The sequence below is a fragment of the Cellulomonas sp. C5510 genome (genome assembly GCF_019797765.1).
Lineage (GTDB): Bacteria > Actinomycetota > Actinomycetes > Actinomycetales > Cellulomonadaceae > Cellulomonas.
This window is the reverse complement of sequence record NZ_CP081862.1, coordinates 1,816,051-1,842,958: the sequence shown is the minus strand read 5'-3', so window position 1 is coordinate 1,842,958 and position 26,908 is coordinate 1,816,051. Positions and strand designations below refer to the sequence as shown.

Sequence of the window (26,908 nt, the reverse complement as noted above, 5' to 3'; positions counted from 1 at the left end):
CGCCGCGGATGTCATCCGAGAACTCGGGCCCCGGTGGAGGTCAGGCGTCGATCTGGGAGGCGTCCAGCGTCGCCGCACCGGCCACGATGAAGTCCTTCCGGGGCGCGACGTCCGACCCCATGAGCAGCTCGAAGGTCTCCTCCGCGCGCCGGACCATCGCGTCCGCGCTCTCGGCCGCCGGGAGCGTCACGCGGCGCAAGGTGCGGTGCCGGGGGTCCATCGTCGTCTCCGAGAGCTGGTCGGCGTCCATCTCGCCGAGGCCCTTGTAGCGCTGGATGTCCTCCTTGTAGCGCTTGCCGGCCCTGTCGAGCTTCTTGAGCGTCGCCGCGAGCTCGGCCTCCGAGTACGTGTAGATGTACTCGTTCTTCCGGCTGCCGGCCCCGACCACCTCGATGCGGTGCAGCGGCGGGACGGCGGCGAACACCCGGCCGGCCTCGACCAGCGGCCGCATGTAGCGGAAGAACAGCGTGAGCAGCAGCGTGCGGATGTGCGCGCCGTCGACGTCGGCGTCGGTCATCAGCACGACCTTGCCGTACCGGGCGGCGTCCAGGTCGAACGTGCGACCGGACCCGGCCCCGATGACCTGGATGATCGCCGCGCACTCCGCGTTGCGCAGCATGTCGGAGATCGACGCCTTCTGGACGTTGAGGATCTTGCCGCGGATCGGCAGCAGCGCCTGGAAGTCGGACGACCGCGCGAGCTTCGCGGTACCGAGCGCGCTGTCGCCCTCGACGATGAACAGCTCGCTGCGGCCGACGTCGTCGCTGCGGCAGTCGGCCAGCTTGGCGGGCAGCGACGAGGACTCCAGGGCGGTCTTGCGGCGGGAGATCTCCTTCTGCTTGCGGGCCGACACACGAGCCCGCATCTCCCCCACGACCTTGTCGAGCAGCGCCGCGGACTGGGCCTTGTGCTCCCGCTTGCCCGACGTGAGGATCGCGGCGAGCTCGGTGTCGACGACCTTCGCGACGATGCCCCGCACCGGGGCGGTTCCCAGGACCTCCTTCGTCTGGCCCTCGAACTGCGGCTCCGCGAGCCGGACGGTCACGACGGCCGTCAGACCGGCGAGCACGTCGTCCTTCTCGATGCGGTCGCTGCCGTCCTTCGCGGAGATCTTGAGCCGGCGGGCGTTCGCGTCCACCTGCTTGCGCAGCGTCCGCAGGAGCGCCGCCTCGAAGCCCGCCAGGTGCGAACCGCCCTTCGGCGTCGCGATGATGTTGACGAACGTGCGGACCTCGGTCTCGTAGCCCGTGCCCCAGCGCAGCGCGATGTCGACCTCGCAGTCCCGCTGCACCTCCTGGGGCGTCATGTGGCCGCGCGCGTCCAGGACCGGGACGGTCTCCGTGAACGTCCCCGCCCCGGTGAGCTGCCAGGTGTCCGTGACCGGGGCGTCGGGCGCGAGGAAGTCCGCGAAGTCGACGGTGCCACCGTCGTGGCGGAACACCTCCTCGTGCGGCCCGTCCGCGCCCGGCGTCCCGGCGAGACCGCGCTCGTCGCGGACCGTGATGGTCAGGCCCGGCACCAGGAAGCTGGTCTGCCGCGCGCGGGTCACGAGCTCGTCGTACGAGAAGACCGCGGTCGTCGGGAAGATGTTGCGGTCCGCCCAGTAGCGGATGCGGGTGCCGGTGCGGCCCTTGGCGACCTTGCCGACCACGTCGAGCTGCGACCGGGCGACGAACGGCTCGAACGGCGACTCCGGGGAGCGGCCCGCGCGGTCGTCGAACACGCCGGGCTCGCCGCGGTGGAACGTCATGCGGTGCGTCTTGCCGCCGCGGTCGACCTCGACGTCGAGGCGCTCCGACAGGGCGTTCACCACCGAGGCGCCGACGCCGTGCAGGCCACCGGACGCGCCGTAGGAGCCGCCGCCGAACTTGCCGCCGGCGTGCAGCTTGGTCAGGACGACCTCGACGCCCGTCAGGCCGGTCTTCGGCTCGACGTCGACGGGGATCCCGCGGCCCTCGTCCCGGACCTCGACCGACGAGTCCGCGTGCAGGACGATGTCGATCCTGTCGCCGTGCCCGGCGAGCGCCTCGTCGACGGAGTTGTCGATGATCTCCCAGAGGCAGTGCATGAGGCCCCGGGAGTCCGTCGACCCGATGTACATGCCCGGGCGCTTGCGGACGGCCTCGAGGCCCTCGAGCACGGAGAGGTGGCGGGCGGTGTAGCTGGACTCGGCGGATGCGGTCGACACGGTGCCCGAGCCTAATCGCTCCCCCGGCCGGTCCCGCGGCGCCGTGCCGCGCCGCCGTGTGCCGGTCGTGTTGCCGGTGTGTGAGCACCGGGTGACTTCTGCTTCGCCCGGAGCGAACCACCCGCTCCCGACGGGAAGGATCCCGGGCCGGGATGGTTGTATGACAACGTGACTGGGACTCTTGAGACCACGACTCCGCTGACCGCAGCCGACCGCTGCGACCGCTGCGGCGCTCAGGCCTACGTCCGCGTGCTGCTGCCCGTGGGCGAGCTGCTGTTCTGCGCGCACCACGCGCGCGAGCACGCGCCGAAGTACTCGCAGGTCGCGACGCACGTCCAGGACGAGACCGACAAGCTCCTCGCCGAGCACGGCGCCGGCGCCGGAGCGCGCTGACCGCAGCACTCCCCTCGCGGCGCGCCGGGACCGCGCGACGCCGCCACCACAGCACCACGACGGGCCCGCCCGGCCGAGAGCCGGGCGGGCCCGTCGGCGTCTGTGCCGCCGTTGCCGGCCGTGCCGCGCGCCGGGGCGGACGCACCGGGAGGCGCGCGGAACCGTCCGCCACGCGGCACGCAGCGCCCCGGAACGCCGGACGGCCCCAGCCCGACCGCGTGGTCAGGCAGGGGCCGTCCGGGTGCCCGGGGGCTCAGTCGAGGTAGTCGCGCAGCACCTGCGAGCGGCTCGGGTGCCGGAGCTTCGACATGGTCTTGGACTCGATCTGGCGGATCCGCTCGCGGGTCACGCCGTACACCTTGCCGATCTCGTCGAGCGTCTTCGGCTGGCCGTCGGTCAGGCCGAACCGCATCGAGACGACGCCGGCCTCCCGCTCGGACAGCGTGTCGAGCACCTGGTGCAGCTGCTCCTGCAGCAGCGTGAAGCTCACCGCGTCCGCGGGCACGACGGCCTCGGAGTCCTCGATGAGGTCACCGAACTCGCTGTCGCCGTCCTCGCCGAGCGGGGTGTGCAGCGAGATGGGCTCGCGGCCGTACTTCTGGACCTCGACGACCTTCTCGGGCGTCATGTCGAGCTCCTTGGCGAGCTCCTCCGGCGTCGGCTCGCGCCCGAGGTCCTGGAGCATCTGCCGCTGGACGCGGGCGAGCTTGTTGATGACCTCGACCATGTGCACCGGGATGCGGATGGTGCGCGCCTGGTCGGCCATCGCGCGGGTGATCGCCTGACGGATCCACCACGTGGCGTACGTGGAGAACTTGTAGCCCTTGGTGTAGTCGAACTTCTCGACCGCGCGGATCAGACCGAGGTTGCCCTCCTGGATCAGGTCCAGGAACAGCATGCCGCGGCCGGTGTAGCGCTTGGCGAGCGACACGACCAGGCGGAGGTTCGCCTCGAGCAGGTGGTTCTTGGCGCGACGACCGTCCTGCGCGATCCACTGCAGCTCGCGGCGGGCCTTCGGCTCCAGCTCGTCACCGACCGCGGCGAGGCGCTCCTCGGCGAACAGGCCGGCCTCGATGCGCTTGGCGAGCTCGACCTCCTGCTCGGCGTTCAGCAGAGCGACCTTGCCGATCTGCTTGAGGTAGTCCTTGACCGGGTCGGCGGTCGCACCGGCGGTCACGACCTGCTGCGCCGGGGCGTCGTCCTCGTCGCGGTCGGACACGACGAAGCCGACGTCCTCGGTCTCCTCCTCCGCCTTCGGCGCGGCGGCGGGCGTCGCCGGCGTGTCGGAGTCGCCGTCCTCGGCGGTGTCGTCGTCACCGTCGGCGGCCACGTCGGCCGGGTCGATCTCGACGTCCTCGATCTCGACCTCGTCCGGCTCGACGTCCTCGGCCTCGACGTCGTCCTCGGCCTTGCCGGCGCCCTTGACGGGCTTCGCGGCCGCGGCCTTGCCGGTGGTGGTCTTCTTCGCCGCGGGCTTCGCCGCGGCGCGCTGACGGGGGGCGGGCTCGGCGCCGTCGCCGTCGCCGTCCTCCGCCACGACCGCCTTGGCCGACGGCCGGGCCTTCGCGGTGGTGGCGGCCGCGACGCGCGTCGTGGCCGCAGCAGGCTCGGAGACCGAGATCCCGGCGTTGGCCAGACCGCGCACGACGGCCTTCAGCCGCTTGGCGTCCTCCACCTGCGCGGCCTCGCAGGCCGAGCGCAGCGCGGCGGCGTCGACGCTCCCGGCGGTGCGCCCGCGGCGGACGAGGTCCTGCAGGGCGGGGTGCTCGAACTCGCGCGGGAGGGTGGGGGTGGAAGTCTGGGGCGTCACGAATGACCTTTCGGCAGCAAAGGGACCCGGATCGGCGCTTCGGGTACCTCGATATTGTACCGGCCGCGCCCACGGCGGAGCATCGCCCGGGGGTGGCGAGACCCTGGCCGGCACGGCAGGTGACCCTGTCGTGAGTGGTCAACGCGCGACCCGCCCGGAGGATTCCCACGGACCCGCCCCGGGCGTGTCACGGGAGGTGTCCGGCCGCACTCCCGGCGGGTCCGGTGGGGTCGCGAGTCCCGGCGCCGGGGCGGGCCCACGACGGTCCGCCACCGGCAGACGCGGGGGGCGCCTCCCCGGGCGCGCCCGGCGTCGGGGTCAGCGCCTGACGCGGCCCCGCACTCCTGGAGCAGGGCGCCCGGCGGGGCCGCTCGCGACGGAGGTGCCCGCCCCGGCGTCGCGCGGGGTCAGCTCGGGTCGGGCTTCACCGCGAGGACGGGGCAGGGCGAGTCGAGGAGGATCCGCTGGGCGTTGGCGCCGAGGATGAGCTTGCCCACCGGGCTGCGACGGCGCAGGCCGATGACGATGAGCGTGGCGCCGGTCTCCTCGGCGGTGCCGATGAGGTCCTCGGCGACGTCGCGACCGCCCGCGATGACGCGGACGTCGTGCGGGATGCCCCGGGACTCCAGGGAGCTGCGCACGTCGTCCAGCGAGGCCGACAGCTCGGAACGCTGCTCCTCGCTCTCGTCCCCGCGCTCGCTGACGACCACGACGAGCGGCTCCGACCGTCGCACGGCCTCGCCCGTCGCGGCGGCCAGGGCGGCGCGCCCCTCGACCGTCGCCAGGTACCCGACCACGATGCTCATGGGTGCTCCTCGCACGTGTTGCTCGGCGTCCACCGCCGGCAACGCGAGAGATCGCTCGGGTGCGGCTGCGGACCGTGATCCGACGGTACCGGAACGCGCCGCGCCCGCACGACAGCGCCCGGACCGCTCAGCAGCGACGACGCATCCACCCGGGCGCGAGGCCGACACCGAGCGCCCGGTCGAGCAGCTCGGCCAGCCGGTGGGACGGGTCCTCCGCGAGCGCCCGGTCGACGAGGAGCCGCGCCCGGATCGCATCGCCCGCCCACCAGGCGAGCAGCGCCAGCAGGGTGCACGCGGGTGCCTGCCGGCCCGCGCGTCCGTGGGCCACGACGGCCTCGAGCACGGCGCGCACGGCGGATGCGACCTCGGGGCGAGGCCTCTCGGCGCGCTCGGGCTCGAGGAGCACGTCCAGCGTGCGCCGCACGGCTGCGGACACGGACCCGGCTGCCGACTCGTCGACGCCTGCCTCGACGGCATCGCCTGCCTGGAGGCCTCCCGAGTCCGGGAGGTGCCGCAGCAGCGCGTCCGGGAGGGTCGTCTCGGGCCGGATCAGGGCGATCACGACGGCGTCCCGCAGCGTCGTGTCGTCGAGCGCGGCCTCGATGCGGCCGAGCTGGGCGGGACGCAGGTCGACCTCCCCGCCCGGAGAGCGGCTGGCGTCGGCGACGACCGCGCGCCAGGTCTGGAGCGAACGCTGCCGCCAGCCGAGCAGGGCGGCCGGCTCGGAGGCGCGGAGCCGGGCGTCCGCCCACCGGGACCTCGCGGCGGCGGCCGACCGGCGGCGGCCCGCCGGCGCCACGGGGACGGCGGCGAGGTCCGCGCGACGGGGCAGGGGCCGGCCGCGGGCTGCCGCAGGTCCCGTACCCGCGCCGGGCTCCAGCTCCGCGAGCGGTCGGCCCCCGGGCGGGCAGCACGTCGTGTCACGGCAGGTCAGCGCCAGGTAGCGGCCGTGCGCGACGATGCAGGTCGTGACGGGTCCGAGCGGCTCCAGCGCCTCCCGGGCCACCTCGGCCGCCCGCTGCGACACCGTGTCCGCTGCCGGGCGTGTCCGGGGTGCGAGGTCGCGCGGGTCGTCCTCGTCGCGGTAGACGACGACCACGACCTCCGCCGCGTCGTCGGCCGCGAGGTGCCCCGCGACGTCGTCGAGCAGATCCGGGCCCGCCGGGCTCAGGACGTCGTCCAGGTCGATCCGTGCCACGAGACCCACGTCGCGTCCCCGCCCGCGGAGGCCGACGGCGACCAGGCACTCCTCGGGTCGGAAGCCGAGCTGGTACGGGAGCGCGGCGAGCAGATCCGGGGTGCGGTGGGGACGCTGCGACGCGCGCGAGCGGTGGGCCGACCACGGGCGCGGAGCACCGGTCCCGGGCGGCGGGACCGCCGACGCGGTCGGGGCCGTCCGACCGGTGTGCGCAGCGGGGCCCTCGGGACGGGAGACCCCGTCCGGCTCGTCGGGGTGCTCGGGCCCGGGGGACGCTCCGGTCGCGGCGTCGGGGATCAGGACGGTCGGACGGTCGGTCGTGGTGGTCATGGCGCCACCCCACCGCGACACCGCCCCCAGGCGCCCCGCCGACGCCCGCCTTCTGGGGACGCGGCACCCGCTGCGACCCTGTGGAGGAGTCGGCCCCCGCGCGGCGGGCGGCGCTACTGTGACCGCGTGCTCGCCCGACCTGCCACCGCCCTGCTGGTGCTCGCGGTCCTGTCGACGGCGGCCTGCGCGGACGACGACCCGGCACCGGACCCCACCGCCCTCGTCAGCCCGGATCCCGCTCCGGCACCGACGGAGTCCCTCCTGCCCAGCCCGACGGCCACCGGCTCGCAGGTCGGCGGGCTGGCCCCCGGCTTCCCGACGGACCTGGTGTCACCGCCGGAGGGCAGCGAGATCCTCGTCTCGAGCGCCGAGCCGGACGCCGCGACGGGTCTGACGACGATCAGCCTGAACCTCCGCAGCGCGCTGCGGACCGACGAGCTGGTGCAGCACGTGCGCGACCAGCTCACCGCGGCAGGCTTCGCCGAGACGGTCGTCGACCCGGGCACCTCGGGCCTGGCGGCGTCGTCCACGTTCGTGCGCGGGGACCAGGGCGACGAGATCCTGACGCTCGGCGTGATGGACCGCGGCGGCGTGCGCACGCTCACCCTGGGCGGGTCCGTGCGCCTGTGAGGCCCTAGGCTCGCCGCGTGAGCCCCACCACCGCACTGGTCGACGTCGAGGATCTTCGCCCCCGGGTGGACGCCCTGCTCACGGAGCACGTCGCGGGGCTGGTCCCCGAGCTGGCGGCCGCCGGCGCGGGCGCCGTCCCGCTCGCGGAGGCGCTCGGGCAGATGCTCGCCGGCGGCAAGCGGCTGCGGGCGGCCTTCTGCTACTGGTCCTGGCGCGCCCACGGCGGCGAGGCGGGCTCGGCCGACGCGGAGGTCGTCCTGCGGGTCGGCGCGGCGCTCGAGCTGTTCCAGGCGGCTGCCCTGTTCCACGACGACGTCATGGACGACTCGGACACCCGCCGCGGCCGGCCGTCAGCACACCGGCGGTTCGCCGCCCGGCACGTCGAGCAGGGTTGGTCGGGCGACGCGGCGCGGTTCGGGGAGTCCGCGGCGATCCTGCTGGGCGACCTCGCGCTCGTGGCGAGCGAGCGGGAGCTCGTCCGGGCCGTCGAGCGGTGCCCGGCGGACCGGCGGACGGGGGCGCACGCCGTCTTCGAGCGCATGCGCACGGAGGTCACGGTCGGGCAGTACCTGGACCTGCTCGCGCAGGTGCTGCCGTGGGGCGAGGACCCGGGGTCGGACGAGACGCGCGCGCGGGAGGTGATCGTGTCGAAGTCGGCGCGCTACAGCGTGGAGCACCCCCTGCGGCTCGGCGCGGTGCTGGCGGGCGCGGACGACGCCGCTCTGGCAGCCACCGCTCGTTACGGCCTCCCCCTCGGCGAGGCGTTCCAGCTCCGCGACGACCTGCTCGGCGTGTTCGGCGACCCCGCGGCCACCGGCAAGCCCGCCGGCGACGACCTGCGGGAGGGGAAGCGCACGGTGCTGGTCGCCCGGGCGATGGCCCGCGCGCAGGAGTCGGGCGACGTGGCGCTCGTCGAGGCGCTGCGCACCGGCCTCGGCGACCGCGACCTGGACGACGCCGCGTGCGGCGCGCTCGCCTCGCTGATCGACGCGAGCGGTGCGGTCGCCGACGTGGAGGAGCTGATCACCGGCCTCAGCGACCGGGCGTTCGCCGAGCTGACCACCGCACCCCTGGGCGACGACGGCCGGGCGATGCTGCTCGAGCTGGCGCACGCCGCGGTGGACCGCCGGGCCTGAGAGCGGCGGTCGCAGGAGCGGGCGCCGTCCCGGCTCCGGCGGACGGCCACGGCTCGCGCCCCGCGGTTCGGGGGCCGCGTGCCTCACCAGGCGCGGCGTGCGCGCGCCCGGAGCACCGGCCGGGTACTGCTCAGAGCATCGCCTGGGCGCGCCGACGCACCTCGGTCTTGTGCCCCGCGCGCAGGGCGTCGACGGGTCGACCCGGCAGGGAGTCGTCCGCGGTGAACAGCCACACGAGCGCCTCCTCGTCGGAGAAGCCGGCGTCGCCGAGCACCGTGAGGGTGCCCTGCAACGACGCGAGCACCGCCGCGCGGGGCACCGGCACCTCGTCGTCGGCGGCGTGCGGGTCGGCGCTCGGGTTGGCCGCGTCGACCGGGACGAGGAACGCCGCGGGGATGCTCAGCACCGGCGGCTGCCCGCGCCGGACGGCCGCCAGCCGCCGTTCCTTGAGCAGGCGGCGGACCTTGCCGGCGTCGACGCCGAGCTCGTCGGCCGCATCGGGCACGGTCAGCCAGGTGTCGACCAGGTCATCGGGCGTGGGCTGCGCAGTCACGCGGGCCAGCGTACTGAGCCCCGGCGACATCCGGCGCCTCGCGCCCCGGCGTCGTCGCCACCGGCCCGGACGCGCGGTGCGTCCACCCAGCGGGTGACGTCGTCACGGATCACCCCAGGTCAACCGGACAAATGCGACGACCGGCTTCCCAGGCCCCGCCGCCTGCACTACCGTCGCTCTAGTCACATCAGTCACAGCAGTCACACACGTCACTCGCGCACCGCCAGCGGCGACGTCCTCAGCACAGGGGTCCCCACCATGACGCAGCCCGCCCTCGCCCTCACGGACCAGGCCGCCCGCGCCCAGGCGCCTGGCGCCGCTGCCCGCGCCCGGGGACGCCGCTTCGCGACCGGCACCGGTGCCATCGCGATCGCAGCCGTCGCCGCCACCGCGTCCGCGGGCGCCGCGCACGCGGACGAGCAGTACACGGTGCGCGCCGGTGACACGGTCAGCCACATCGCCGCCCGGCACGGCACCACCGTCGGGGCGGTCCGCTCGGCGAACGGGCTCGACGCGCGCGCGTTCATCCGCGAGGGCCAGCGGCTCACCATCCCGACGCAGCGCACCACGACGACGGCCCCGACCACCGCGCCGCAGGCCACGGGCGGAGCCCACACGGTCACCTCCGGCGAGACCGTCTCCGCCATCGCCAAGCGGTACGGCACCACCGTCGCCGCCGTCGTGTCCGCCAACGGCCTGGACCCGCGCGCGTTCATCCGCGTCGGCCAGACCCTCACCATCCCCGGCACCGGCGCCACCGCGACCACCGCGACCACCGCCGCGCCGCAGGCCACCGGCGGCACCCACACCGTCACCTCCGGCGAGACCGTCTCCGCCATCGCCAAGCGGTACGGCACCACCGTCGCCGCCGTCGTGTCCGCCAACGGCCTCGACTCGCGCGCGTTCATCCGCGTCGGCCAGACCCTCACCATCCCCGGCACCAGCACCAGCACCGGCGCCACCGCGACCACCACCGCACCGCAGGCCACCGGCGGCACCGCGCTGGTCGGCAGCACGTTCCTCGGCCGCACCTACGCACCGAGCGTGGTCGCCTCCGCCAACGCGAACAAGGCCTCCTTGCTCGCGATGGGCGTGCCGTCCCGCGACCAGATGCAGGCGAAGGTCGCCTCGACCGCCCGGGCGATGGGCGTCGACGCGTCCCTGGCCCAGGCGATCGCGTTCCAGGAGTCCGGGTTCGACCACACGTCGGTCTCCCCCGCGAACGCGATCGGCACCATGCAGGTCATCCCGACGTCGGGCGACTGGGCGTCGGACCTGGTCGGTCGCGACCTCAACCTGCTGGACCCCGACGACAACGTCGTGGCGGGCGTCGCGATCCTGCGCCAGCTGGTGAAGACCTCGCCGGACCTGCCGACGGCCATCGCGTCCTACTACCAGGGCGCCGGCTCGGTGAAGCGCAACGGGATGTTCAGCGACACCCGGCGCTACGTCGCGAACGTCCAGACGCTCATGGCGCGCTTCTGACGGTCCGCCTGCCGGGTCTGCCGACCCTGCCGCCGTAGACTTCGCGCCGTGGGAGCCACCGTCACCGATCCGCTCGTCGGCCGTCTGGTCGACGGGCGGTACCAGGTCGTCTCGCGGATCGCGCGCGGCGGCATGGCCACCGTGTACCTCGCGGTGGACCGCCGGCTCGACCGCGACGTCGCGCTGAAGGTGATGCACCCGCACCTCGCGGAGGGCTCGGCGGGGGCGAACTTCGTGGCCCGGTTCCGACGCGAGGCACGCGCCGCCGCCCGCCTGACCCACCCCGGGCTCGTCGGGGTCTACGACCAGGGCCTCGACGGAGAGACGTCGTACCTGACCATGGAGTACGTCGACGGCGTCAACCTCCGGCGGCACCTCGCGGAGCGCGGGTCCCTGACCGTCGGCGAGGCGCTCGGCGTGGTGGAGCAGGTGCTCGACGCCCTGGCTGCGGCGCACCGCGCGGGTCTCGTGCACCGCGACGTGAAGCCCGAGAACGTCCTGCTCGCCTCGGACGGCCGGGTGAAGGTCACGGACTTCGGGCTCGCGCGCGCCGTCACCGAGGTCACCTCCACCACCACCGGCACGGTCTTCGGCACGGTCGCCTACCTCGCCCCCGAGCTCGTGGTGCACGGCGGCAGCGACGCCCGCACCGACGTGTACGCCGCCGGCGTGCTGCTGTACGAGATGATCACCGGCTCGCAGCCCTTCACCGGCGAGACGCCGATCCAGATCGCGTTCCAGCACGTGAACTCCGACGTGCCCGCGCCGTCCGACACGGCCTCGTGGCTGCCGGTCGAGGTGGACGAGCTGGTCGGCGCGCTGTCGGCCCGCGCGCCCGACGACCGTCCGGCCGACGCCGGGGCCGCGCTCGCGCTGCTGCGGCGCACGCGTGCGGCGCTCGACACCGCCACGCTCGACCGCCGGGTGGACGTCGAGCCGGCCGTCACGCTCCCCCACGCCACCGACCCGGAGACCGGCGACCCGGGCGACGCCCAGGCCGACGACCCCTCCGACGACGCCGGCCGCCCCTCGGACGCCACGACGCGCATCGACGCGCCCGGTCGCACCGTCGCGCTGCCGATCGGCGTCGTCACCGCGGGCGGGCCCGAGCCCGCCGTCGACTCCCCCGCACCGCCGCAGCGGCGCCGCTGGTGGCGCTGGGCGCTCGCGGCGGTGCTGGTCCTCGCCGCGGCCGGCGGCGGGACGTGGTGGTACCTCGAGGAGGGCCCGGGCGCCTACACCACCGTCCCCGAGGTGACGTCGCTGCCCGTCGACGAGGCGGTGGCGGAGCTCCAGGAGGCGGGGCTCGGAGCCGATCCCGTCGAGGAGTTCCACGACTCGGCGCCGAAGGGCACCGTCTTCGCCGCGGAGCCCGCCGAGGGCGACCCCGTGCGCAAGGACGGCAGCGTGACGCTGTCCGTCTCCCGCGGCCCCGACCTCGTCACCGTGCCCGCCGACCTCGTCGGCCAGCAGCAGGCCGACGTCGAGGCCGCGATCACCGGGGCGGACCTCGTCGTCGACTACAACGACAACGTCTACTCCGACACCGCCGGGTTCGGCGTCGTCACCGCGGTCACCGACGCCGACGGGACCGCCGTCGAGCCGAACGCCTCCATCCGGCGCGGGTCGACCCTGTACCTCACCGTGTCCAAGGGTCCCGAGCCCGTCACCGTGGTGTCCGTCGTCGGCGCGACCCTCGACCAGGCGCGGACGCAGCTCGAGGCCATCGGCCTGAAGGTCGAGGCGCAGGAGGCCTTCAGCGACACCGTCGAGGCCGGCCGCGTGATCTCCCAGTCCCCCGAGGGCGGCACCGAGGGGCACCGCACGGACACCGTGACGCTGCAGGTGTCGAAGGGGCCGGAGATGGTCGAGGTGCCGAACCTGCGCGGCAAGCAGTACGACGAGGCTGCGGCGGCGCTGGAGAAGCTGGGCCTGAAGGCCGAGCGGCAGAACGTGCTCGGCGGGATCTTCGGCACGGTTCGCGACCAGAGCACGGCCGGGGGCGAGTCCGTGCCGAAGGGCAGCACCATCACGCTCACCGTCGTCTGACGCCCCGCGCCACCGCACGACGACGCCCCGCGTCCGTCCCCTCGCAGGGACCGGTGCGGGGCGTCGTCGTGCGCGCGGGTCTCAGCTCCGGCGGAGCAGCTCCACCACCTGGAACGCCAGCTCCAGCGACTGCTGGTGGTTCAGCCGCGGGTCGACGAGCGTCTCGTACCGGCGGGCCAGCCCGGCGTCGTCGATCTCCTCCGCGCCGCCGAGCACCTCGGTCACGTCGTCGCCGGTGAGCTCGATGTGCAGCCCGCCGGGCACGGTCCCGAGCGAGCGGTGGACCTCGAAGAACCCGGCGACCTCGTCCATGACGTCGGAGAACCGCCGCGTCTTGTACCCGGAGGCCGACGTGATGCCGTTGCCGTGCATCGGGTCGCACACCCACGTGACGGGCCGGCCGTCGGCGGTGACCTTCTCGACGAGCGACGGCAGCAGGTCGCGGATCTTGCCCGCACCCATGCGCGTGATGAACGTGATGCGCCCGGGCTCGGCGCTCGGGTTCAGCTTGTCGATCAGGCGCAGGGCGTCGTCCGCGGTGGAGGTCGGGCCGAGCTTGATGCCGATCGGGTTGTGCACGCGGGAGAAGTAGTCCACGTGCGCCCCGTCGAGCTGCCGGGTGCGCTCACCGATCCACAGGAAGTGCGCCGAGCAGTCGTACGGCAGGCCGGTCCGCGAGTCGATCCGGGTCAGCGGGCGCTCGTAGTCGAGCAGCAGCCCCTCGTGGCTCGAGTAGAAGTCCACGGTCCGCAGCGCGTCGAAGTCCGCGCCGCACGCCGCCATGAACCGGATCGCGCGGTCGATCTCCGCGGCGATCTCCTCGTACCGCGCGTACGCCGGGTTCGCGGTGAAGCCCCGGTTCCACTCGTGCACCCGCAGCAGGGACGCGAAGCCCCCGGTGGTGAACGCGCGGATGAGGTTCAGCGTCGACGCGGACGTGTGGTACGCGTCGAGCAGCCGCTCCGGGTCGGGCGTGCGGGCCTCGGGCGTGAACTCGAAGCCGTTGATGATGTCGCCCCGGAACGCGGGCAGCGTCACGCCGTCGCGGGTCTCGGTCTCCGACGAGCGCGGCTTGGCGTACTGCCCCGCCATCCGGCCCATCTTGATGACGGGCAGGCTGGCGCCGTACGTGAGCACGACCGCCATCTGCAGGACGGTCATGATCTTGCCGCGGATGTTGTCGGCCGTGGCCTCCGCGAACGTCTCGGCGCAGTCACCGCCCTGCAGCAGGAACGCCTCGCCCCGGCCGGCTGCGGCGAGCTGGCCGCGCAGCGCGTCCGCCTCCCCCGCGAACACCAGAGGGGGCAGCCCGGCGAGCCGGGCGCCGACGCGCGCGAGGGCGTCGGCGTCCGGCCACGCGGGCTGCTGCGTGACGGGCAGCGTCCGCCAGTGCTCGAGGCCCTCGAGCACGGCGGGGTCGGCCTCGACGCTCATCAGTGGGCCGCTGCGGGCACCAGGGGCTGCCCGATGCCCTCCAGGAGCGCGCCGAACCACGGCTGCGAGACGTCGAACGCCTTGCCGCCCGCGATCCGCGGGAACGCGATGGCCTTGAGGCGGTCGCCGTCCTCCTCGTCGTGGCCGATGACGCCGGCCTCGCCGCGCAGGGCGCACTCGACGGCCAGGTCGGTCATCGACTTGATGAGGCGCAGGTCCTCGGCGTTCGCGGCCGCGGCGCGCGAGTAGTAGCCGGACTTCTGGACCATGACCTTCTCGGCACCGAGCTTCTCCGCGAACTGCTTCGCGAACCACTGGCCCGGGTTGATGGTGTCGAGCTTCACGTGGCCGAACGGGTCGCGCGGCACCTCGGCGCCGGACGCCTCGAGCTGCTCGACGATCTCGTGCATGCCCGCGCCCTCGGACAGGAAGATGTTGACGTTGCCCTGGGAGTCCATGATCGCCTTGAGGCGCGCGGCCTCGGCGTCGATGTCGATCGCCAGCTCGGGCAGGAAGACCGCGTGGATGTCCCAGCGCTCGCGCGTCAGGCCGAGGGCCGGGGCCCACTCCTGGGCGTCGAGCCACTTGCGGTACTCGGACGCGGCGGCGGCGGTCAGCCAGCCGCAGTGCCGGCCCATGACCTCGTGCACGATGAGCATGCGCGGGCCGGAGCGGTGCTCGCCGATGACGTTCGCAGCGAACCCGGCGGCCTCCTCGGCGGCGGTCCAGGCGCCCAGCGACTGCTTGATCGGCACCACGTCGTTGTCGATGGTCTTCGGCAGGCCGACCACGGTCAGGCCGTAGTCGTTCTCCGCCAGGTACGCGGCGAGGTCCGCAGCCGTGGTGTTGGTGTCGTCGCCGCCGATGGTGTGCAGCACGTCGACGCCGTCGGCCTTGAGCTGCTCGGCCGCGACCTGCAGCGGGTCCTGGCCCTCCTGGACCAGCCCGCGCTTGACGCAGTCGGCCGCGTTGGTGAGCTTCACGCGGGAGTTGCCGATCGGCGAGCCGCCGAACCGGTGCAGGATGCCGGCCTGCCGGCGCGCCTCGTCGGTGATGACGATCTTGTCCCCGCGCAGCAGCCCGTAGTAGCCGTGCTCGTACGCGATGATCTCCACCTCGGGCGCGATCTCGGTGTACCGCTCGATGAGGCCACCGACGGCCGAGGACAGGCACGGAGCGAAGCCACCCGCGGTCAGGAGCGCGACGCGACGAACCGACATGAGACACACCTCTCGTTGATCAGCACGGCTGGGGGTCCCCAGCCCGCGCGCCACTGAACGCGACGCACGAGACCCGGAACCGGGACCGAGGTCCGGGGTGCCGCCACGCGCAGGGCACGGCGGTCGGGCTCATCCTACTGAGCCGCGGCGTCCTCCTCCGGCGGGACCGGTGGCTGGACATCGGGCACGGCGCGGCCGCCCGGGGCGGTCGGCTCCGGGGCGGCGGGGCCGGTCGCGGCCGGGTGGCCGGTGGCGATGCGGGCCTTCTGCGTCGCGGCGTAGATGTCGACGTACTCCTGGCCCGACAGGCTCATGAGGGCGTACATGATCTCGTCGGTGACGGAGCGCAGGATGAACCGGTCGTTCTCCATGCCCTGGTACCGGCTGAAGTCCAGCGGCTCGCCGATGACGACGCCGATCCGGCGCGGGCGCGGGAGGCGCTGCCCGAGCGGCTGGGCCTTCTCGGTGTCGACCATGACCACGGGGACGACGGGGGCGCCGGACTCCAGCGCCAGGCGGGCGACGCCCGTCTTGCCGCGGTACAGGCGACCGTCGGGGCTGCGCGTGCCCTCCGGGTAGATGCCGAAGAGCTTGCCCTCCTCCAGGCGCCGCAGACCGGTGCGCAGCGCCGCCTCGGACGCCTTGCCGCCGCTGCGGTCCACGGGGATGGTCCCGACGCCGCGCATGAAGCCCGCGGTCAGCCGGCCCTTGAGCCCGCGCCCCGTGAAGTACTCGTTCTTGCCGATGAAGACGATCTCGCGGTCCAGCACCAGCGGCAGGAAGAACGAGTCGATGACGGCCAGGTGGTTGCTCGCGAGGATCGCACCGCCGCTGCTCGGCACGTGCTCCGCGCCGCGGACCCACGGGCGGAACAGCAGGTGCAGCAGCGGGCCGATCAGGACCCGCTTCATCAACCAGTAGAACAACCTGCCACCTCTCGCCCTCGTCGCGCGGGACCGCCGAGCTCGTCCCGTGCCCTGTGCTCGGAGCCGACTCTAGAGTGCTGCCATGGCCCCGCGTCCCGACCACCCCGCCGACGACCCGTCCCCCGACGGGGACGAGAGCGACGCCGCACGCGCCGACCGGTCCGCCGAGGTGTCCGACGAGCAGTGGGCCGCGATCGTCGCGGACCTGCAGGGCGGCGCGGACCTCACCGGGCCGTCGACCTCCGGCGCCACGGCCCAGGACGGCCCGCGGACGTCGTCCGGTCCCGCCGTAACCTACCCCGTCGCACCCTGGGTCACCGACAGCCGCGTCGTGCGGCCCGCCCGGTCGGCGGGCGACGGGGCCGGACCGGGCGGGGAGGGCGACCGTGCCGCGGGGCTCCCGGGCGGTGCCACCGGTCGGGACTGGGACGCCACCGAGCAGATCGACGAGGCCGAGCGGCGCGTCGACGACGCGGAGCACTTCGTGCCGCCCGACCCCGGGCCCGTGCTCGGCGGCGACCCGCTGCTCACCATGGCGTGGCTCGCCGTCGGCGGGATGCCGCTGCTCTGGCTGGTCGTGCTGCTCGGTTGGCGCGGCGCCCCCGCGGCGCTCGTGCAGGCGTCGGTGGCCGTGTTCCTGCTCGGAGTCGTCGTCCTGCTGTGGCGCATGCCGCACCGTCGCGACGACGACCACGACGACGCGGACGGCGCGGTCGTCTGACGTCGACCCGGGCGGCCGTCCGTCCGGGTCGGCGCCGCTGCGGGCACCGACCCCGGGCGGTGGGGCGCCGACCGGGGCCGGCAGGGCCGGCGCGGCGGCGGCGCGCCGGCGCCACGTGGACGCGTCCGCGTGGCCGCCCGCGCTCTCAGCGCCGCGCGAGGTCCGCCGCGCCGACGATGCCCGCGTCGTTGCCCATCGAGGCCAGCGCGAACGTCGCCTCCGGCCGGTGCCCGCGCGCCGACAGCTGGTCGAGGAACCCGCGGCGAGCGGGGGCGAGCAGCAGGTCGCCGGCTGCGCTGACACCGCCGCCGATGACGACGATCGCCGGGTCGAGCAGCGCCGCGACCGACGCGGAACCCTCGCCGATCCACCGGCCGAGCTCCGCGAGGAGCTCGACGGCCAGCGGGTCGCCCTCCTGGGCGGCCTGCGTCACCTGCGGCCCGGTGAGCGCGTCGGCGTCGCCGCCGGCGAGCTCGAGCAGCCGGGCGCCGCGCTCGGGCTGCGTGATGAGGGCCGACTGCGCGTCCCGCACGAGGGCGCTGCCGGAGGCGTACTGCTCCCAGCAGCCCTCGTGCCCGCAGCCGCAGTAGTGGCCGCCGGGCACGACGCGCATGTGGCCGACCTCGGCCGCCACGCCCCAGGCGCCGCGGATGAGGTTGCCCCCGACGACGAGCGCGCCGCCGAGGCCCGTGCCGATGGTGAGCAGGAGCATGTCCTGCACGTCGCGCGCGGCGCCGAACGCGAACTCCGCCCAGCCGGCGGCGTTGGCGTCGTTCTCCACGACGATCCGCACGTCGTCGCCCAGCTCCTTCGCGACGATGTCGCGCAGCGGGTGGTCGCGCCACGGCAGGTTCGGCGTGAACAGCACGGTCGCCTGGTCGGCGCCGATGAAGCCCGGGGCGGCGAGACCGACCGCGCCGACCTCGTGCTCGGACGCGAGCTCCTGGCACGCCTCGATGACGCCGCGGTCGACGCTGCCCGAGTCGCGGGGGTCGGTGTCGCGCCGCGTCTTGGCGATGATGCGGCCGTCCTCGTCGACCACACCGGCGGCGATCTTCGTCCCGCCGATGTCCACACCGATGGCGTGCATGCTTCCCCGCTTCCGCGTCGTGGTTGTGCGTCCCGCACGAAGGCGCACGGCCGCCGGGGCGTCCCGGGTGCTGCCGCACCGGTGCGGCGGCAGCGCGCGCGTGCGAGCCCACGCTAGCGTGCGCGCCCGCAAACCCTGAACGCGCTCCCACACCGCCCCGGGGCCGCGCACCGTCCCCGGACGGGTGGCGGCGCGGCGAACGCCCTGCATGTGGGACCAAAGTCCCTTATGCTGCGGGCACCTTCCGACCTCTGACGATGGAGCCAGAACCATGGAGGAGTTCAGCACACCCCTGCTCGTCGACGCGGGGCCCCGCGAGAACCTGCTCGACCTGCTGGCGTCCCGCGTGGCCGAGACCGGCGACGGCCCCCTCATCGAGTACAAGACGCCCGGGACCGGCACCACCTGGCACACGGTGAGCGCCCGCGAGTTCGACCGGCAGGTCCGGGACGTCGCCCGCGGCTTCGTCGCCCGCGGCGTGGCGCCGGGCGACCGCGTCGGCATCATGTCCCGCACCCGCTACGAGTGGACGCTGCTCGACTGGGCGCTGTGGAGCGCCGGCGCGGTGCCCGTCCCCGTCTACGAGACCTCGTCCGCGGAGCAGGTGCACTGGATCCTCACCGACGCGGCCGTGACGTTGCTCGTCGTCGAGACCGCCGAGCACGCCGCCACCGTCGCCGAGGTCCGCCCGGAGGCCCCGCTGCTGCAGGACGTCCTCGTCATCGACGACGGTGCCGTCGACCGGCTCGTCGCCGACGGGCGCGACGTCCCCGACGCGGAGGTCGACCGCCGGCGACGCGTGGCCGGCCGGGACGACCTCGCCACGCTCATCTACACCTCCGGGACGACGGGCCGCCCCAAGGGCGTCGAGCTGACCCACGGCAACTTCTCCGTACTCGCGCGCAACGCCGTCCAGGGGCTGCACGAGGTCGTCGCGACGCCCGGCTCCCGGACGCTGCTGTTCATGCCGCTCGCGCACGTGTTCGCGCGCTTCGTCGAGGTGCTCTGCATGCCGGCCGGCTCCGTCCTGGGACACACGCCCGACACCAAGCAGCTCCTGCAGGACCTCGGCGAGTTCCGGCCCACGTTCATCCTGTCGGTGCCGCGGGTGTTCGAGAAGGTCTACAACTCCGCCGAGCAGAAGGCCGCCGCCGGCGGGAAGCTGAAGATCTTCCAGTGGGCCGCGCGCACCGCGATCGCCTACTCGCGCGCGCTCGACCACGGCCGGCCCGGGATCGCCCTGCGGGTGCAGCACGCGGTCGCCGACCGGCTCGTGTTCCACAAGCTCCGCGACGCCATGGGCGGCCAGGTCGAGTGGGCGATCTCCGGCGGGGCACCGCTCGGCGAGCGGCTGGGGCACTTCTTCCGCGGCATCGGCGTCCGCGTGCTCGAGGGGTACGGCCTCACCGAGACCACCGCGCCGGCCACGGTCAACCTGCCGGGCAAGACGCGCATCGGCACGGTCGGTCCGCCGCTGCCCGGCACGTCCGTCCGGATCGCCGCCGACGGCGAGGTCGAGGTGCGCGGGCCGCAGGTCTTCACCCGGTACCACGGCAACCCGGTCGCGACCGCCGAGGCGTTCGACGACGGCTGGTTCCGCACCGGCGACCTCGGCTCCCTCGACGCCGACGGCTACCTCAGCATCACCGGCCGCAAGAAGGAGATCATCGTCACCGCGGGCGGGAAGAACGTCGCTCCGGCGCTCCTCGAGGACCGGCTGCGCGCCCACCCGCTCATCAGCCAGGTGGTCGTCGTCGGGGACGGCCGGCCGTTCATCGGCGCGCTCGTCACCCTCGACGCCGAGGGCCTGCCGGGCTGGTGCTCGGCTCACGGCCGCGAGCCGATGTCCGTCGCGGAGGCCATGCACGACCAGGAGGTGCTCGCGTCCGTCGACCAGGCCGTCGAGCGCGCCAACCGGGCCGTCTCGCGCGCCGAGTCGATCCGCCGCTACCGCATCCTCGAGCGCGACCTCACCATCGCGAGCGGGCACCTGACGCCCAAGCTGAGCGTGCGGCGCACCCACGTCCTGAAGGACTTCGCGACGGACGTCGAGGCGATCTACGCAGCCGAGCCCGGGCGCTGACGCACGGTCTCCGGCGAGGACCTCGCGGGACCCGGTCGCGGCCGGGTCCCGCGACCGCGCCGGAACGCGTCGGACCGTCCAGGGCGCGCCGGCGTCAGACGCGCCCGAGCCGCGCGAGCAGGGTCGCCGACGGCAGGACCCGGGCCCCGGCCGCCTCGAGGTCGGCGCCCAGCGCCCGGTCGGCGGTCACCGCCACGACCACCCTGCCCGTCGGCTCCGCACGCACGAGCCGCCGGATGAGGTCGTCGGCGATCTCCCCCTGCGAGAACAGCACCCGCACCCCGCGCGGGCCGCCCGGGGCCCGGTCGTGCGGCCCGGGCTCGCGTCCGTCGAAGCAGCACGTCACCTCCGCGCCGGTCCGTCCGGCGAGGTTCGCGAGCCGCCCGGTCAGGCGCCGGCGCTGCTCGGCGAGCGGCACGTCGGGCCACGCGAGCTTCGAGACGTTGTAGCCGTCGACGACCAGGTGGGCCCGCGGCATCGCGAGCAGCTCGTCCAGCAGCGCCGGGTCGTCCGCGCCCCGCCCCCTCGACGTCGCGCGTCCGGCCGGACCGGGCACGGGCGCCGGGGCCACCAGGTCGGCCGGCATCGCACCCGCCGGGGGCAGCGCGAGCTCCTCCCGCAGCGCCGACCCCGCCTCCACCAGCGTGTCCAGCAGCAGCCGCACCCGGACCTCCGCGAGGTCCCGCAGCACCGCGGCGTCCTCCCGGGCGGCCCGCACCAGCTCCTCCGCGCGTCGGCGCTCCTCCTCGGCCCGCGCACGGACCGCCGCGGCCTCGGCGTGCACCTGCTCCGCCGCGGCGGCGACCTCGGCCGCTCTCTCGGCGGAACGCCGCGCCTCCGCGCGCGCCCGGTCCGCGTCCGACCGGAGCCGGCGCAGCTCCTTGCGCAGCGAGGCGAGCTCCGCCTCGGCCGCGTCGGCCCGCTCCTGCTCGGCCGCGAGCCGCGCGGCGACGCGGTGCACGGCGTCGGGGGCCGGAGCCGGTCCGGCCTCCGGGACCGAACCGGCGCGCACGGCGGCCGGGGGCGTGTCGTCGTCGGACGCCGAGCCGGCGTGGCCCCCGTGCGCCGGCTGCTCCGCCGCCGCCACCGCCTGCACCACGTCCTGCCAGCCCGGTGGCCGCAGCAGGACGGCGCCCACGGCCAGGGTCAGCGGGTCCGGCGCGGCGACCGACGGGCGGGGTGCCGGCTCCCCGGGGGGCTCCCCGACGGGCTCGGTCGCCTCGGCAGGCGGTGCCGGCGGGCCGGCGGACTGCGCTGCGCGCGGGGACTCCTCCGCGCCCGGCACGTGGTCCTCCGGGGCCTTCGGGTTCTCCGGGTCCGCCAGGTGCTCCGGGTCCGCCGGGTCCGCCGGGCGACCGAGGACGAGCAGCTCGGCCGCCTCCCCGGGGTGCGCGTGCGACCAGGCCCGCGCCACACGTGCACGGAACGCGTCGTCGACCTCGACGGCGCGCCACAGCGGCCCCGCACCCGCGTCCGCCCGGCGCCGCGGCGCGAACCGCCGGACCGCGGCGAGCGCGGACGGCACCGCGGTCGGCTCCAGCGCGCCGAGCACCTCGGCCGCCAGCCCCACCACGGCGGCGCGGACGGCGGGAGGGACCTCGACGGACATGCTCGCCACCCTAGGGGGCCGCGCAGCCCGGGCGACACGCCGTCGACGCGACGACCCGCCGTGCGTCGTCCACAGGACGGCCGGCGCGACGGCGGTCGTGCCAGAGGTCGTCGGTAGCGTGTCTCCATGGCACCTGACCTGCAGGAACACCGCGACGAGACGCTCCCGACGAGCGTCTCGTCGAGCGCGCGCCAGGGTCGGGTGCTGCCCACGTACGACGCCGGAGAGGACCGTCGGGGCCGGTCCGTCGCCCACGCCTCCGGAGCCAGCGCGCCGCCGGAACCCGCGCACCTCGCGGCGCGGCGCGCGCGGACCCGCCTCCTCGGCGGGATCGAGGCCGTCGCCCGGGCGGAGCCGGACCAGTCGCTCGCGGCGTGGCTCGACGACCTCGACCCGTCGACGGCTCCCGTCGAGATCCTCGTCGAGGCCGTCGCCGCGTCCGCCCGCCCCGAGGCGCCGGCGCACGCGCGCACCCTGAGCCTGGCCGCGGCGCCGGCCGTTCCAGCCACGGAGGCGCCGCCTGCATGTCGGACCCCGCCGATACCGTCCCTGTCATGGTGTTCCGCTCCCCCGTGCCCCCGCGTGAGGACCTCACGCGGCAGCCCGCGGGCCGGCCGGTGCAGGTCACGCTGGACGACATCGGGACCCCGCTGTCGGACGTGACGTTCGTGGTCGTCGACCTCGAGACGACCGGCGCGGCACCCGGGGCGTCCGCCATCACGGAGATCGGCGCCGTCAAGGTGCGCGGCGGCGAGGTGCTCGGCGAGTTCCAGACGCTGGTGGACCCGGGCGGCCCGGTGCCGGCGCAGATCCAGGTCCTCACGGGCATCACGACCGCGATGGTCGTCGGGGCGCCGCGGATCGGGTCGGTGCTGCCCTCGTTCCTGGAGTTCGCGCGCGGCGCCGTGCTGGTCGCGCACAACGCGCCCTTCGACGTCGGCTTCCTCAAGGCGGCCGCGTCCGAGACGGGGCACGCCTGGCCGGGCTTCCCGGTGGTCGACACGGTCAGGCTCGCCCGACGCGTCGTGACGCGGGACGAGGCGCCGAACCACAAGCTCTCGACGCTGGCCGCCCTGTTCCGCGCGACGACCACGCCGGAGCACCGGGCCCTGGCCGATGCGCGGGCCACGGTCGACGTGCTCCACGCCCTGCTGAGCCGCCTCGCGCCCCTCGGCATCACGCACCTGGAGGACCTCGCGACGGCGGGCGACGCGGTCCCGTCGGACATCCGGCGCAAGCGGCACCTCGCCGACGGGCTGCCGGACGCCCCGGGCGTGTACCTGTTCCGGGGACCGCGCGACGAGGTGCTCTACGTCGGGACGTCGAGGTCGCTGCGCTCGCGTGTGCGGTCGTACTTCACGGCGGCGGAGAAGCGCTCCCGGATGCGGGAGATGGTGCGCGTCGCCGAGTCGGTCACGCCCGTGGTGTGCGCGACGCCGCTCGAGGCTCAGGTCCGCGAGCTGCGCCTGATCGCAGAGCACGACCCCCGCTACAACCGACGGTCCCGGGCGCCTGAGCGCATGCCGTGGATCCGTCTCACCGACGAACCGTTCCCGCGCCTGTCCGTCGTGCGTGAGGTCCGCCCGGGCGCGACCCACATCGGCCCGTTCTCGTCGCGCTCGGCGGCCCAGTCCGCGGTCGAGGCCCTGCACGACGCGTTCCCGATCCGCCGCTGCACCTCGCGGCTGCCGGCCGTGCCCGCGGCGGGCGCCACGGCGTGCCACCTCGCGGAGATCGGCCGCTGCCCGGCCCCGTGCGTCCGCCCCGGGGCCGCGGCCGAGCACGCGGCGACCGTCGACCGGGTCCGGGAGGCCATGACCGTCGACCCCGCGGGCGTCGTGGACGCGCACTCCGGGCGGATCGCGGCGCTCGCCCGGCGGGAGCGGTACGAGGAGGCCGCCACCGTCCGGGACCGCCTCGCGGCGTTCCTCCGGGGATCGGCCCGGTCGCAGCGCCTGGCACCCCTGTCGCAGTGCGCCGAGCTCGTCGCGGCCCGGCGCACGGACACGGGTGGCTGGGAGCTCGTGCTCGTGCGGTACGGCCGGCTCGCCGGGACGGCACTCGTGCCGCCGCGGACGGACCCCACCCCGGCCGTCGAGTCCCTGCGCGCCAGCGGGGAGCACGTCGAGCCCCCTGTCCCGCCCGCCCCCGCCGGGCACCCGGAGGAGGCGGACCTGGTGCTCGGCTGGCTCGGGCGTCCCGGCGTGAGGATCGTCTCCGTCAGCACGCCGTGGTCGTACCCGGTGCGCTCCGCGCAGGCCCGCACCGACCCCGCGGCGGCCGTCGGCACCGCGTGGCTCGAGGACGCCGAGGCCGAGGCGCGGGCCGAGCGCGACGCGCAGTTCGAACGCGATGCCGCGACGCCGCCCTCCGCACCGCACGACACCCCGGGACGTGCCGACGCAGCACCTCCCCCCGCGCCCGACGGGCCGTCCGCCCCCGGCGACCCGTCGACCCCGACCCGAGTCCCGCCTGTGGCCACCGACGCGGGTCGTGCGGCGCGGGACGACCCCGCGGGCGCCGCCGGCGCGGCATGATGTCGTCATGCTGACCGCCATCGTGCACATCGACACCGACGCCGCGCGCATCCCCGAGGCCGCCGCGGCGATCGCCGAGATCCCCGGGGTGAGCGAGGTCTACTCGGTCACCGGCGGGGTCGACCTCATCGCGATGGTGCGCGTGCGCGAGCACGAGGAGCTGGCGGACATCATCGCGGACCGGGTCAGCAAGGTCCCGGGCGTCGTCCGCACGCAGACGTTCATCGCCTTCCGCACGTACTCCCAGCACGACCTCGAGCAGGCGTTCGCCCTGGGCATCGAGGACTGACAGCACCCGACGCGACCGCCCCGGCGGCCCCTCGTCACCGCCGGGCGCGCGGCCCGCTCAGCTCGCCGCGCTCCAGCGCGCCAGGACATCCGCGGCCGCCCCGGAGTCCACGGCGCGTGCCGCGTGCTCGAGGCCGCTGCGCAGCCGGTCGACGAGCCCGCCGCCGTCCGCGCCGGTGCCGGCCAGGGACCCGTCGGCGACGAGGGCCGCGGCGGCGTTGAGCAGCACGGTCTCGCGGGACGCCACGTGCTCACCCGCGAGGACGGCCCGGGCGACTCCGGCGTTGAACTCGGCGTCGGCGCCCCGCAGGTCGGCGACGGTGAGCGGCGCGAGCCCGAGGTCGGCGACGGGGTCGAGCACGTGCTCGGTGACGGCGCCGCCGGTGACGTGCCAGATGTGCGCGGTGCCGGTGGGCGCCAGCTCGTCGAGACCGTCGTCGCCCCGGAACACCAGCGCCTCCGTCCCGCGCCGCGCGAGCACGCCGGCCACGAGCCCGGCCATGCGGGGGTCTGCGACGCCGATCGCCGCGGCGGCGGGCTGCGCCGGGTTGGTGAGCGGGCCGAGGAAGTTGAAGACGGTTCCGATGCCCAGCTCGCGGCGGGCGACCGCCACGTGACGCATCGCGGGGTGGAACGTCAGGGCGAAGCAGAACGTGATGCCGACCTCGGACGCCAGGGCGGCGACGCGCTCGGGGGTCTGGTCGAGCCGGATCCCGAGGGCCTCGAGGACGTCGGCGGACCCGGACGACGACGACGCGGCCCGGTTGCCGTGCTTCACGACCTGCACGCCCGTGCCGGCCACGACCAGCGAGGCCATGGTCGAGACGTTGACGGTGTGCGCGCGGTCCCCGCCGGTGCCCACGATGTCGACGGCCCGGCCCGGCGCCTCGAACCGCAGGGCGTGGGCGAGCATCGTGTCGGCGAGCGCCGTCAGCTCGGTCACGGTCTCGCCCTTGGCGCGCAGCCCGACGAGGAACCCGGCGATGCGAGCCGGCGACGCCTCGCCGGACATGATCTGGTCCATCGCCCAGGCGGTCTGCGCCTCGGTGAGGTCCTGCCGCGCCACGAGGGACGCCAGCAGGTCCGGCCACGTCACCGCCGTCGCCGAGGGCACGGGCCCCGCGCCCTGCGTCATGCCGCGGGGGCGCCGGACAGCAGCCCGGCGACGGCGCTCTGCAGCTCGACGGGGTCGAGCGGCTGGGACACGACGGCGTCCGCGTCGGACCAGGCGGCGAGCCACGCGTCCTGCGGCCGGCCGGTCAGCACGAGCACGGGCGGGCAGCCGAACACCTCGTCCTTGACCTGCCGCGCGAGGGCCATGCCGCCGACCTTCGCGGCCTCGCCGTCGAACACGAACAGGTCGTAGCCGCCGGCCTCCGCCTGCTCGAGCGCGGCGGCGGGCGTCGCGACCTCGGTCCACTCGATGTCCGGCGCGCCGCGGCGCAGGCGCCGGCCGACCCCGAGCCGCACCTGGGCGCGGGTGTCGAGGTCGTCGCTGTAGAGGAGGATGCGCGGTCCGGCCTGCTCGGCGGAGGTGTCGGCAGTGAGGCGGTCAGCGGCCATGGTGGTCCTTCACTCGGTGCGGGGCGGGACGGGGGTCCCCGCCCTGCATCTTGGCACGCCGGGGTGCCAGTGGTCCGCAGGTGCCCGGATCCGCGGCGGACGGGCCGGAACGAGGTGACGGTGTGACAGAAACCTCGGCGACGCCCTAGGACTTGGGACCCATGCGCAGCGGTTTTCGGCCATACTGACGTGCGTGACGACCGCAACGGCTGCCCCCACGTCCGCTCCTCGGGTGAGCGTCAACCGACCGAACCCGGTGTCGGTGGGCACCATCGTGTGGCTCGCGTCGGAGCTGATGTTCTTCGCGGGCCTGTTCGCCATGTACTTCACGCTGCGCTCGACGGTCCCCGAGGAGTGGGCCGTCCAGACGGAGAAGCTCAACGTCACGTTCGCGGCGGTCAACACGACGGTGCTGCTGCTGTCGTCGGTCACCTGCCAGATGGGCGTGTGGGCCGCGGAGCGGTTCCAGCCGGTGCGATCCGGCTCGCTGCTCAACGTCCGCGGCTGGGGCATGAACGAGTGGATGACGCTCACCTACGTCATGGGCGCGTTCTTCATCGGCGGGCAGATCTTCGAGTACGCGGAGCTGGTGCACGAGGGCCTGACGATCTCGTCCAGCCCCTACGGCTCGGTGTTCTACCTCACGACCGGCTTCCACGGCCTGCACGTGGTCGGCGGCCTCATCGCGTTCCTGTTCCTCCTGGGCCGGTCCTTCACGGCGAAGCGGTTCGGGCACCACGAGGCGACGACCGCGATCGTCACGTCCTACTACTGGCACTTCGTCGACGTGGTCTGGATCGCGCTGTTCGCGACGATCTACCTGATCAAGTGACGACTCCCCGAGCCCCCCGCACGCCCG

Annotated in this window: 22 protein-coding genes; 10 read left to right on the top strand and 12 right to left on the bottom strand. The window is 75.0% G+C overall.

Annotated features, from left to right (window positions below):
• Positions 1-40: 40 nt before the first annotated feature.
• The gene (locus K5O09_RS08615; protein ID WP_222172340.1) at positions 41-2,188 is read right to left on the bottom strand and encodes a type IIA DNA topoisomerase subunit B; all 2,148 of its coding nucleotides are present in this window, start codon (positions 2,186-2,188) and stop codon (positions 41-43) included.
• Between the two features lie 168 nt (positions 2,189-2,356).
• On the opposite strand from K5O09_RS08615, the gene K5O09_RS08610 reads away from it, so the two are divergent.
• Positions 2,357-2,581, top strand: a complete 225-nt coding sequence (locus tag K5O09_RS08610; protein WP_255596244.1) for a hypothetical protein — start codon at positions 2,357-2,359, stop codon at positions 2,579-2,581.
• A gap of 253 nt (positions 2,582-2,834) precedes the next feature.
• On the opposite strand, the gene K5O09_RS08605 is transcribed toward K5O09_RS08610, so the two are convergent.
• From K5O09_RS08605 to K5O09_RS08595, 3 genes are all read right to left on the bottom strand, one after another.
• Positions 2,835-4,391 carry an RNA polymerase sigma factor gene (locus K5O09_RS08605; protein ID WP_255596243.1) on the bottom strand — a complete coding sequence of 519 codons (1,557 nt, stop codon included), beginning with the start codon at positions 4,389-4,391 and terminating at the stop codon, positions 2,835-2,837.
• A gap of 407 nt (positions 4,392-4,798) precedes the next feature.
• The gene (locus K5O09_RS08600; protein WP_222172338.1) at positions 4,799-5,197 is read right to left on the bottom strand and encodes a universal stress protein; all 399 of its coding nucleotides are present in this window, start codon (positions 5,195-5,197) and stop codon (positions 4,799-4,801) included.
• A 127-nt stretch (positions 5,198-5,324) separates the two neighbouring features.
• Entirely contained in the window at positions 5,325-6,725 is a 1,401-nt protein-coding gene (locus K5O09_RS08595) for a DUF4192 domain-containing protein (RefSeq protein ID WP_222172337.1), read from the bottom strand.
• Between the two features lie 126 nt (positions 6,726-6,851).
• Here K5O09_RS08595 and K5O09_RS08590 point away from each other — a divergent pair, with 126 nt between their 5' ends.
• Together K5O09_RS08590 and K5O09_RS08585 are read left to right on the top strand one after the other, a co-directional pair.
• Positions 6,852-7,355, top strand: coding sequence for a hypothetical protein (locus tag K5O09_RS08590; protein WP_222172336.1), 504 nt, complete (start codon positions 6,852-6,854; stop codon positions 7,353-7,355).
• A gap of 17 nt (positions 7,356-7,372) precedes the next feature.
• A complete protein-coding gene (locus K5O09_RS08585; RefSeq protein WP_222172335.1) occupies positions 7,373-8,491 on the top strand; it encodes a polyprenyl synthetase family protein in 1,119 nt (372 codons plus the stop codon).
• Between the two features lie 130 nt (positions 8,492-8,621).
• Here the strand turns inward: K5O09_RS08585 and K5O09_RS08580 are convergent, their stop codons facing one another.
• Positions 8,622-9,074 (bottom strand): Rv2175c family DNA-binding protein, encoded by a 453-nt coding sequence (locus tag K5O09_RS08580; protein WP_222172334.1) that lies wholly within the window; start codon positions 9,072-9,074, stop codon positions 8,622-8,624.
• Positions 9,075-9,302: 228 nt separating this feature from the next.
• Between K5O09_RS08580 and K5O09_RS19425 the strand changes: the two genes are divergently transcribed.
• Together K5O09_RS19425 and pknB are read left to right on the top strand one after the other, a co-directional pair.
• Positions 9,303-10,529 carry a LysM peptidoglycan-binding domain-containing protein gene (locus K5O09_RS19425; RefSeq protein ID WP_222172333.1) on the top strand — a complete coding sequence of 409 codons (1,227 nt, stop codon included), beginning with the start codon at positions 9,303-9,305 and terminating at the stop codon, positions 10,527-10,529.
• A 48-nt stretch (positions 10,530-10,577) separates the two neighbouring features.
• Positions 10,578-12,578, top strand: a complete 2,001-nt coding sequence (pknB, locus tag K5O09_RS08570) for a Stk1 family PASTA domain-containing Ser/Thr kinase (RefSeq protein ID WP_222172332.1) — start codon at positions 10,578-10,580, stop codon at positions 12,576-12,578.
• Positions 12,579-12,659: 81 nt separating this feature from the next.
• Here the strand turns inward: pknB and K5O09_RS08565 are convergent, their stop codons facing one another.
• The 3 genes from K5O09_RS08565 to K5O09_RS08555 form a co-directional block, all read right to left on the bottom strand.
• Positions 12,660-14,012 (bottom strand): class II 3-deoxy-7-phosphoheptulonate synthase, encoded by a 1,353-nt coding sequence (locus K5O09_RS08565; protein ID WP_222172331.1) that lies wholly within the window; start codon positions 14,010-14,012, stop codon positions 12,660-12,662.
• The gene (locus K5O09_RS08560; protein ID WP_222172330.1) at positions 14,012-15,232 is read right to left on the bottom strand and encodes a pyrophosphate--fructose-6-phosphate 1-phosphotransferase; all 1,221 of its coding nucleotides are present in this window, start codon (positions 15,230-15,232) and stop codon (positions 14,012-14,014) included. The genes K5O09_RS08565 and K5O09_RS08560 overlap by 1 nt, the downstream gene beginning before the upstream one ends.
• Before the next feature lie 134 nt (positions 15,233-15,366).
• Positions 15,367-16,158 carry a 1-acyl-sn-glycerol-3-phosphate acyltransferase gene (locus K5O09_RS08555; RefSeq protein ID WP_255596242.1) on the bottom strand — a complete coding sequence of 264 codons (792 nt, stop codon included), beginning with the start codon at positions 16,156-16,158 and terminating at the stop codon, positions 15,367-15,369.
• 82 nt (positions 16,159-16,240) lie between these two features.
• Here K5O09_RS08555 and K5O09_RS08550 point away from each other — a divergent pair, with 82 nt between their 5' ends.
• On the top strand, positions 16,241-16,879 hold the full coding sequence (locus K5O09_RS08550; protein ID WP_222172329.1) for a hypothetical protein: 639 nt from the start codon (positions 16,241-16,243) through the stop codon (positions 16,877-16,879).
• 145 nt (positions 16,880-17,024) lie between these two features.
• Here the strand turns inward: K5O09_RS08550 and K5O09_RS08545 are convergent, their stop codons facing one another.
• Positions 17,025-17,969: an ROK family glucokinase gene (locus K5O09_RS08545; protein WP_222172328.1), complete on the bottom strand. Its 945-nt coding sequence runs from the start codon at positions 17,967-17,969 to the stop codon at positions 17,025-17,027.
• Positions 17,970-18,240: 271 nt separating this feature from the next.
• Between K5O09_RS08545 and K5O09_RS08540 the strand changes: the two genes are divergently transcribed.
• Positions 18,241-20,052: a long-chain fatty acid--CoA ligase gene (locus K5O09_RS08540; RefSeq protein ID WP_222172327.1), complete on the top strand. Its 1,812-nt coding sequence runs from the start codon at positions 18,241-18,243 to the stop codon at positions 20,050-20,052.
• A gap of 94 nt (positions 20,053-20,146) precedes the next feature.
• Here the strand turns inward: K5O09_RS08540 and K5O09_RS08535 are convergent, their stop codons facing one another.
• Positions 20,147-21,661: an NYN domain-containing protein gene (locus K5O09_RS08535; protein ID WP_255596241.1), complete on the bottom strand. Its 1,515-nt coding sequence runs from the start codon at positions 21,659-21,661 to the stop codon at positions 20,147-20,149.
• A gap of 554 nt (positions 21,662-22,215) precedes the next feature.
• Here K5O09_RS08535 and K5O09_RS08530 point away from each other — a divergent pair.
• Positions 22,216-24,198 carry a DEDD exonuclease domain-containing protein gene (locus K5O09_RS08530; protein ID WP_222172325.1) on the top strand — a complete coding sequence of 661 codons (1,983 nt, stop codon included), beginning with the start codon at positions 22,216-22,218 and terminating at the stop codon, positions 24,196-24,198.
• A gap of 7 nt (positions 24,199-24,205) precedes the next feature.
• Positions 24,206-24,487 carry an Lrp/AsnC family transcriptional regulator gene (locus K5O09_RS08525; RefSeq protein ID WP_222172324.1) on the top strand — a complete coding sequence of 94 codons (282 nt, stop codon included), beginning with the start codon at positions 24,206-24,208 and terminating at the stop codon, positions 24,485-24,487.
• A 57-nt stretch (positions 24,488-24,544) separates the two neighbouring features.
• Here the strand turns inward: K5O09_RS08525 and trpD are convergent, their stop codons facing one another.
• Together trpD and K5O09_RS08515 are read right to left on the bottom strand one after the other, a co-directional pair.
• A complete protein-coding gene (gene trpD / locus K5O09_RS08520) occupies positions 24,545-25,621 on the bottom strand; it encodes an anthranilate phosphoribosyltransferase (RefSeq protein WP_222172323.1) in 1,077 nt (358 codons plus the stop codon).
• Entirely contained in the window at positions 25,618-26,049 is a 432-nt protein-coding gene (locus K5O09_RS08515) for a hypothetical protein (RefSeq protein WP_222172322.1), read from the bottom strand. The genes trpD and K5O09_RS08515 overlap by 4 nt, the downstream gene beginning before the upstream one ends.
• Positions 26,050-26,281: 232 nt before the next feature.
• On the opposite strand from K5O09_RS08515, the gene K5O09_RS08510 reads away from it, so the two are divergent.
• Positions 26,282-26,881, top strand: a complete 600-nt coding sequence (locus tag K5O09_RS08510) for a heme-copper oxidase subunit III (protein ID WP_370635556.1) — start codon at positions 26,282-26,284, stop codon at positions 26,879-26,881.
• The last annotated feature ends 27 nt before the right edge of the window (positions 26,882-26,908 follow it).

Coding starts and splice junctions, on each gene's coding strand:
- K5O09_RS08535 (WP_255596241.1), bottom strand. CDS start 21,661: ATGTCCGTCGAGGTCCCTCCCGCCGTCCGCGCCGCCGTGGTGGGGCTG.
- K5O09_RS19425 (WP_222172333.1), top strand. CDS start 9,303: ATGACGCAGCCCGCCCTCGCCCTCACGGACCAGGCCGCCCGCGCCCAG.
- K5O09_RS08595 (WP_222172337.1), bottom strand. CDS start 6,725: ATGACCACCACGACCGACCGTCCGACCGTCCTGATCCCCGACGCCGCG.
- K5O09_RS08550 (WP_222172329.1), top strand. CDS start 16,241: ATGGCCCCGCGTCCCGACCACCCCGCCGACGACCCGTCCCCCGACGGG.
- K5O09_RS08540 (WP_222172327.1), top strand. CDS start 18,241: ATGGAGGAGTTCAGCACACCCCTGCTCGTCGACGCGGGGCCCCGCGAG.
- K5O09_RS08545 (WP_222172328.1), bottom strand. CDS start 17,969: ATGCACGCCATCGGTGTGGACATCGGCGGGACGAAGATCGCCGCCGGT.
- K5O09_RS08530 (WP_222172325.1), top strand. CDS start 22,216: ATGGTGTTCCGCTCCCCCGTGCCCCCGCGTGAGGACCTCACGCGGCAG.
- K5O09_RS08515 (WP_222172322.1), bottom strand. CDS start 26,049: ATGGCCGCTGACCGCCTCACTGCCGACACCTCCGCCGAGCAGGCCGGA.
- K5O09_RS08565 (WP_222172331.1), bottom strand. CDS start 14,012: ATGAGCGTCGAGGCCGACCCCGCCGTGCTCGAGGGCCTCGAGCACTGG.
- trpD (WP_222172323.1), bottom strand. CDS start 25,621: ATGACGCAGGGCGCGGGGCCCGTGCCCTCGGCGACGGCGGTGACGTGG.
- K5O09_RS08600 (WP_222172338.1), bottom strand. CDS start 5,197: ATGAGCATCGTGGTCGGGTACCTGGCGACGGTCGAGGGGCGCGCCGCC.
- K5O09_RS08560 (WP_222172330.1), bottom strand. CDS start 15,232: ATGTCGGTTCGTCGCGTCGCGCTCCTGACCGCGGGTGGCTTCGCTCCG.
- K5O09_RS08580 (WP_222172334.1), bottom strand. CDS start 9,074: ATGTCGCCGGGGCTCAGTACGCTGGCCCGCGTGACTGCGCAGCCCACG.
- K5O09_RS08525 (WP_222172324.1), top strand. CDS start 24,206: ATGCTGACCGCCATCGTGCACATCGACACCGACGCCGCGCGCATCCCC.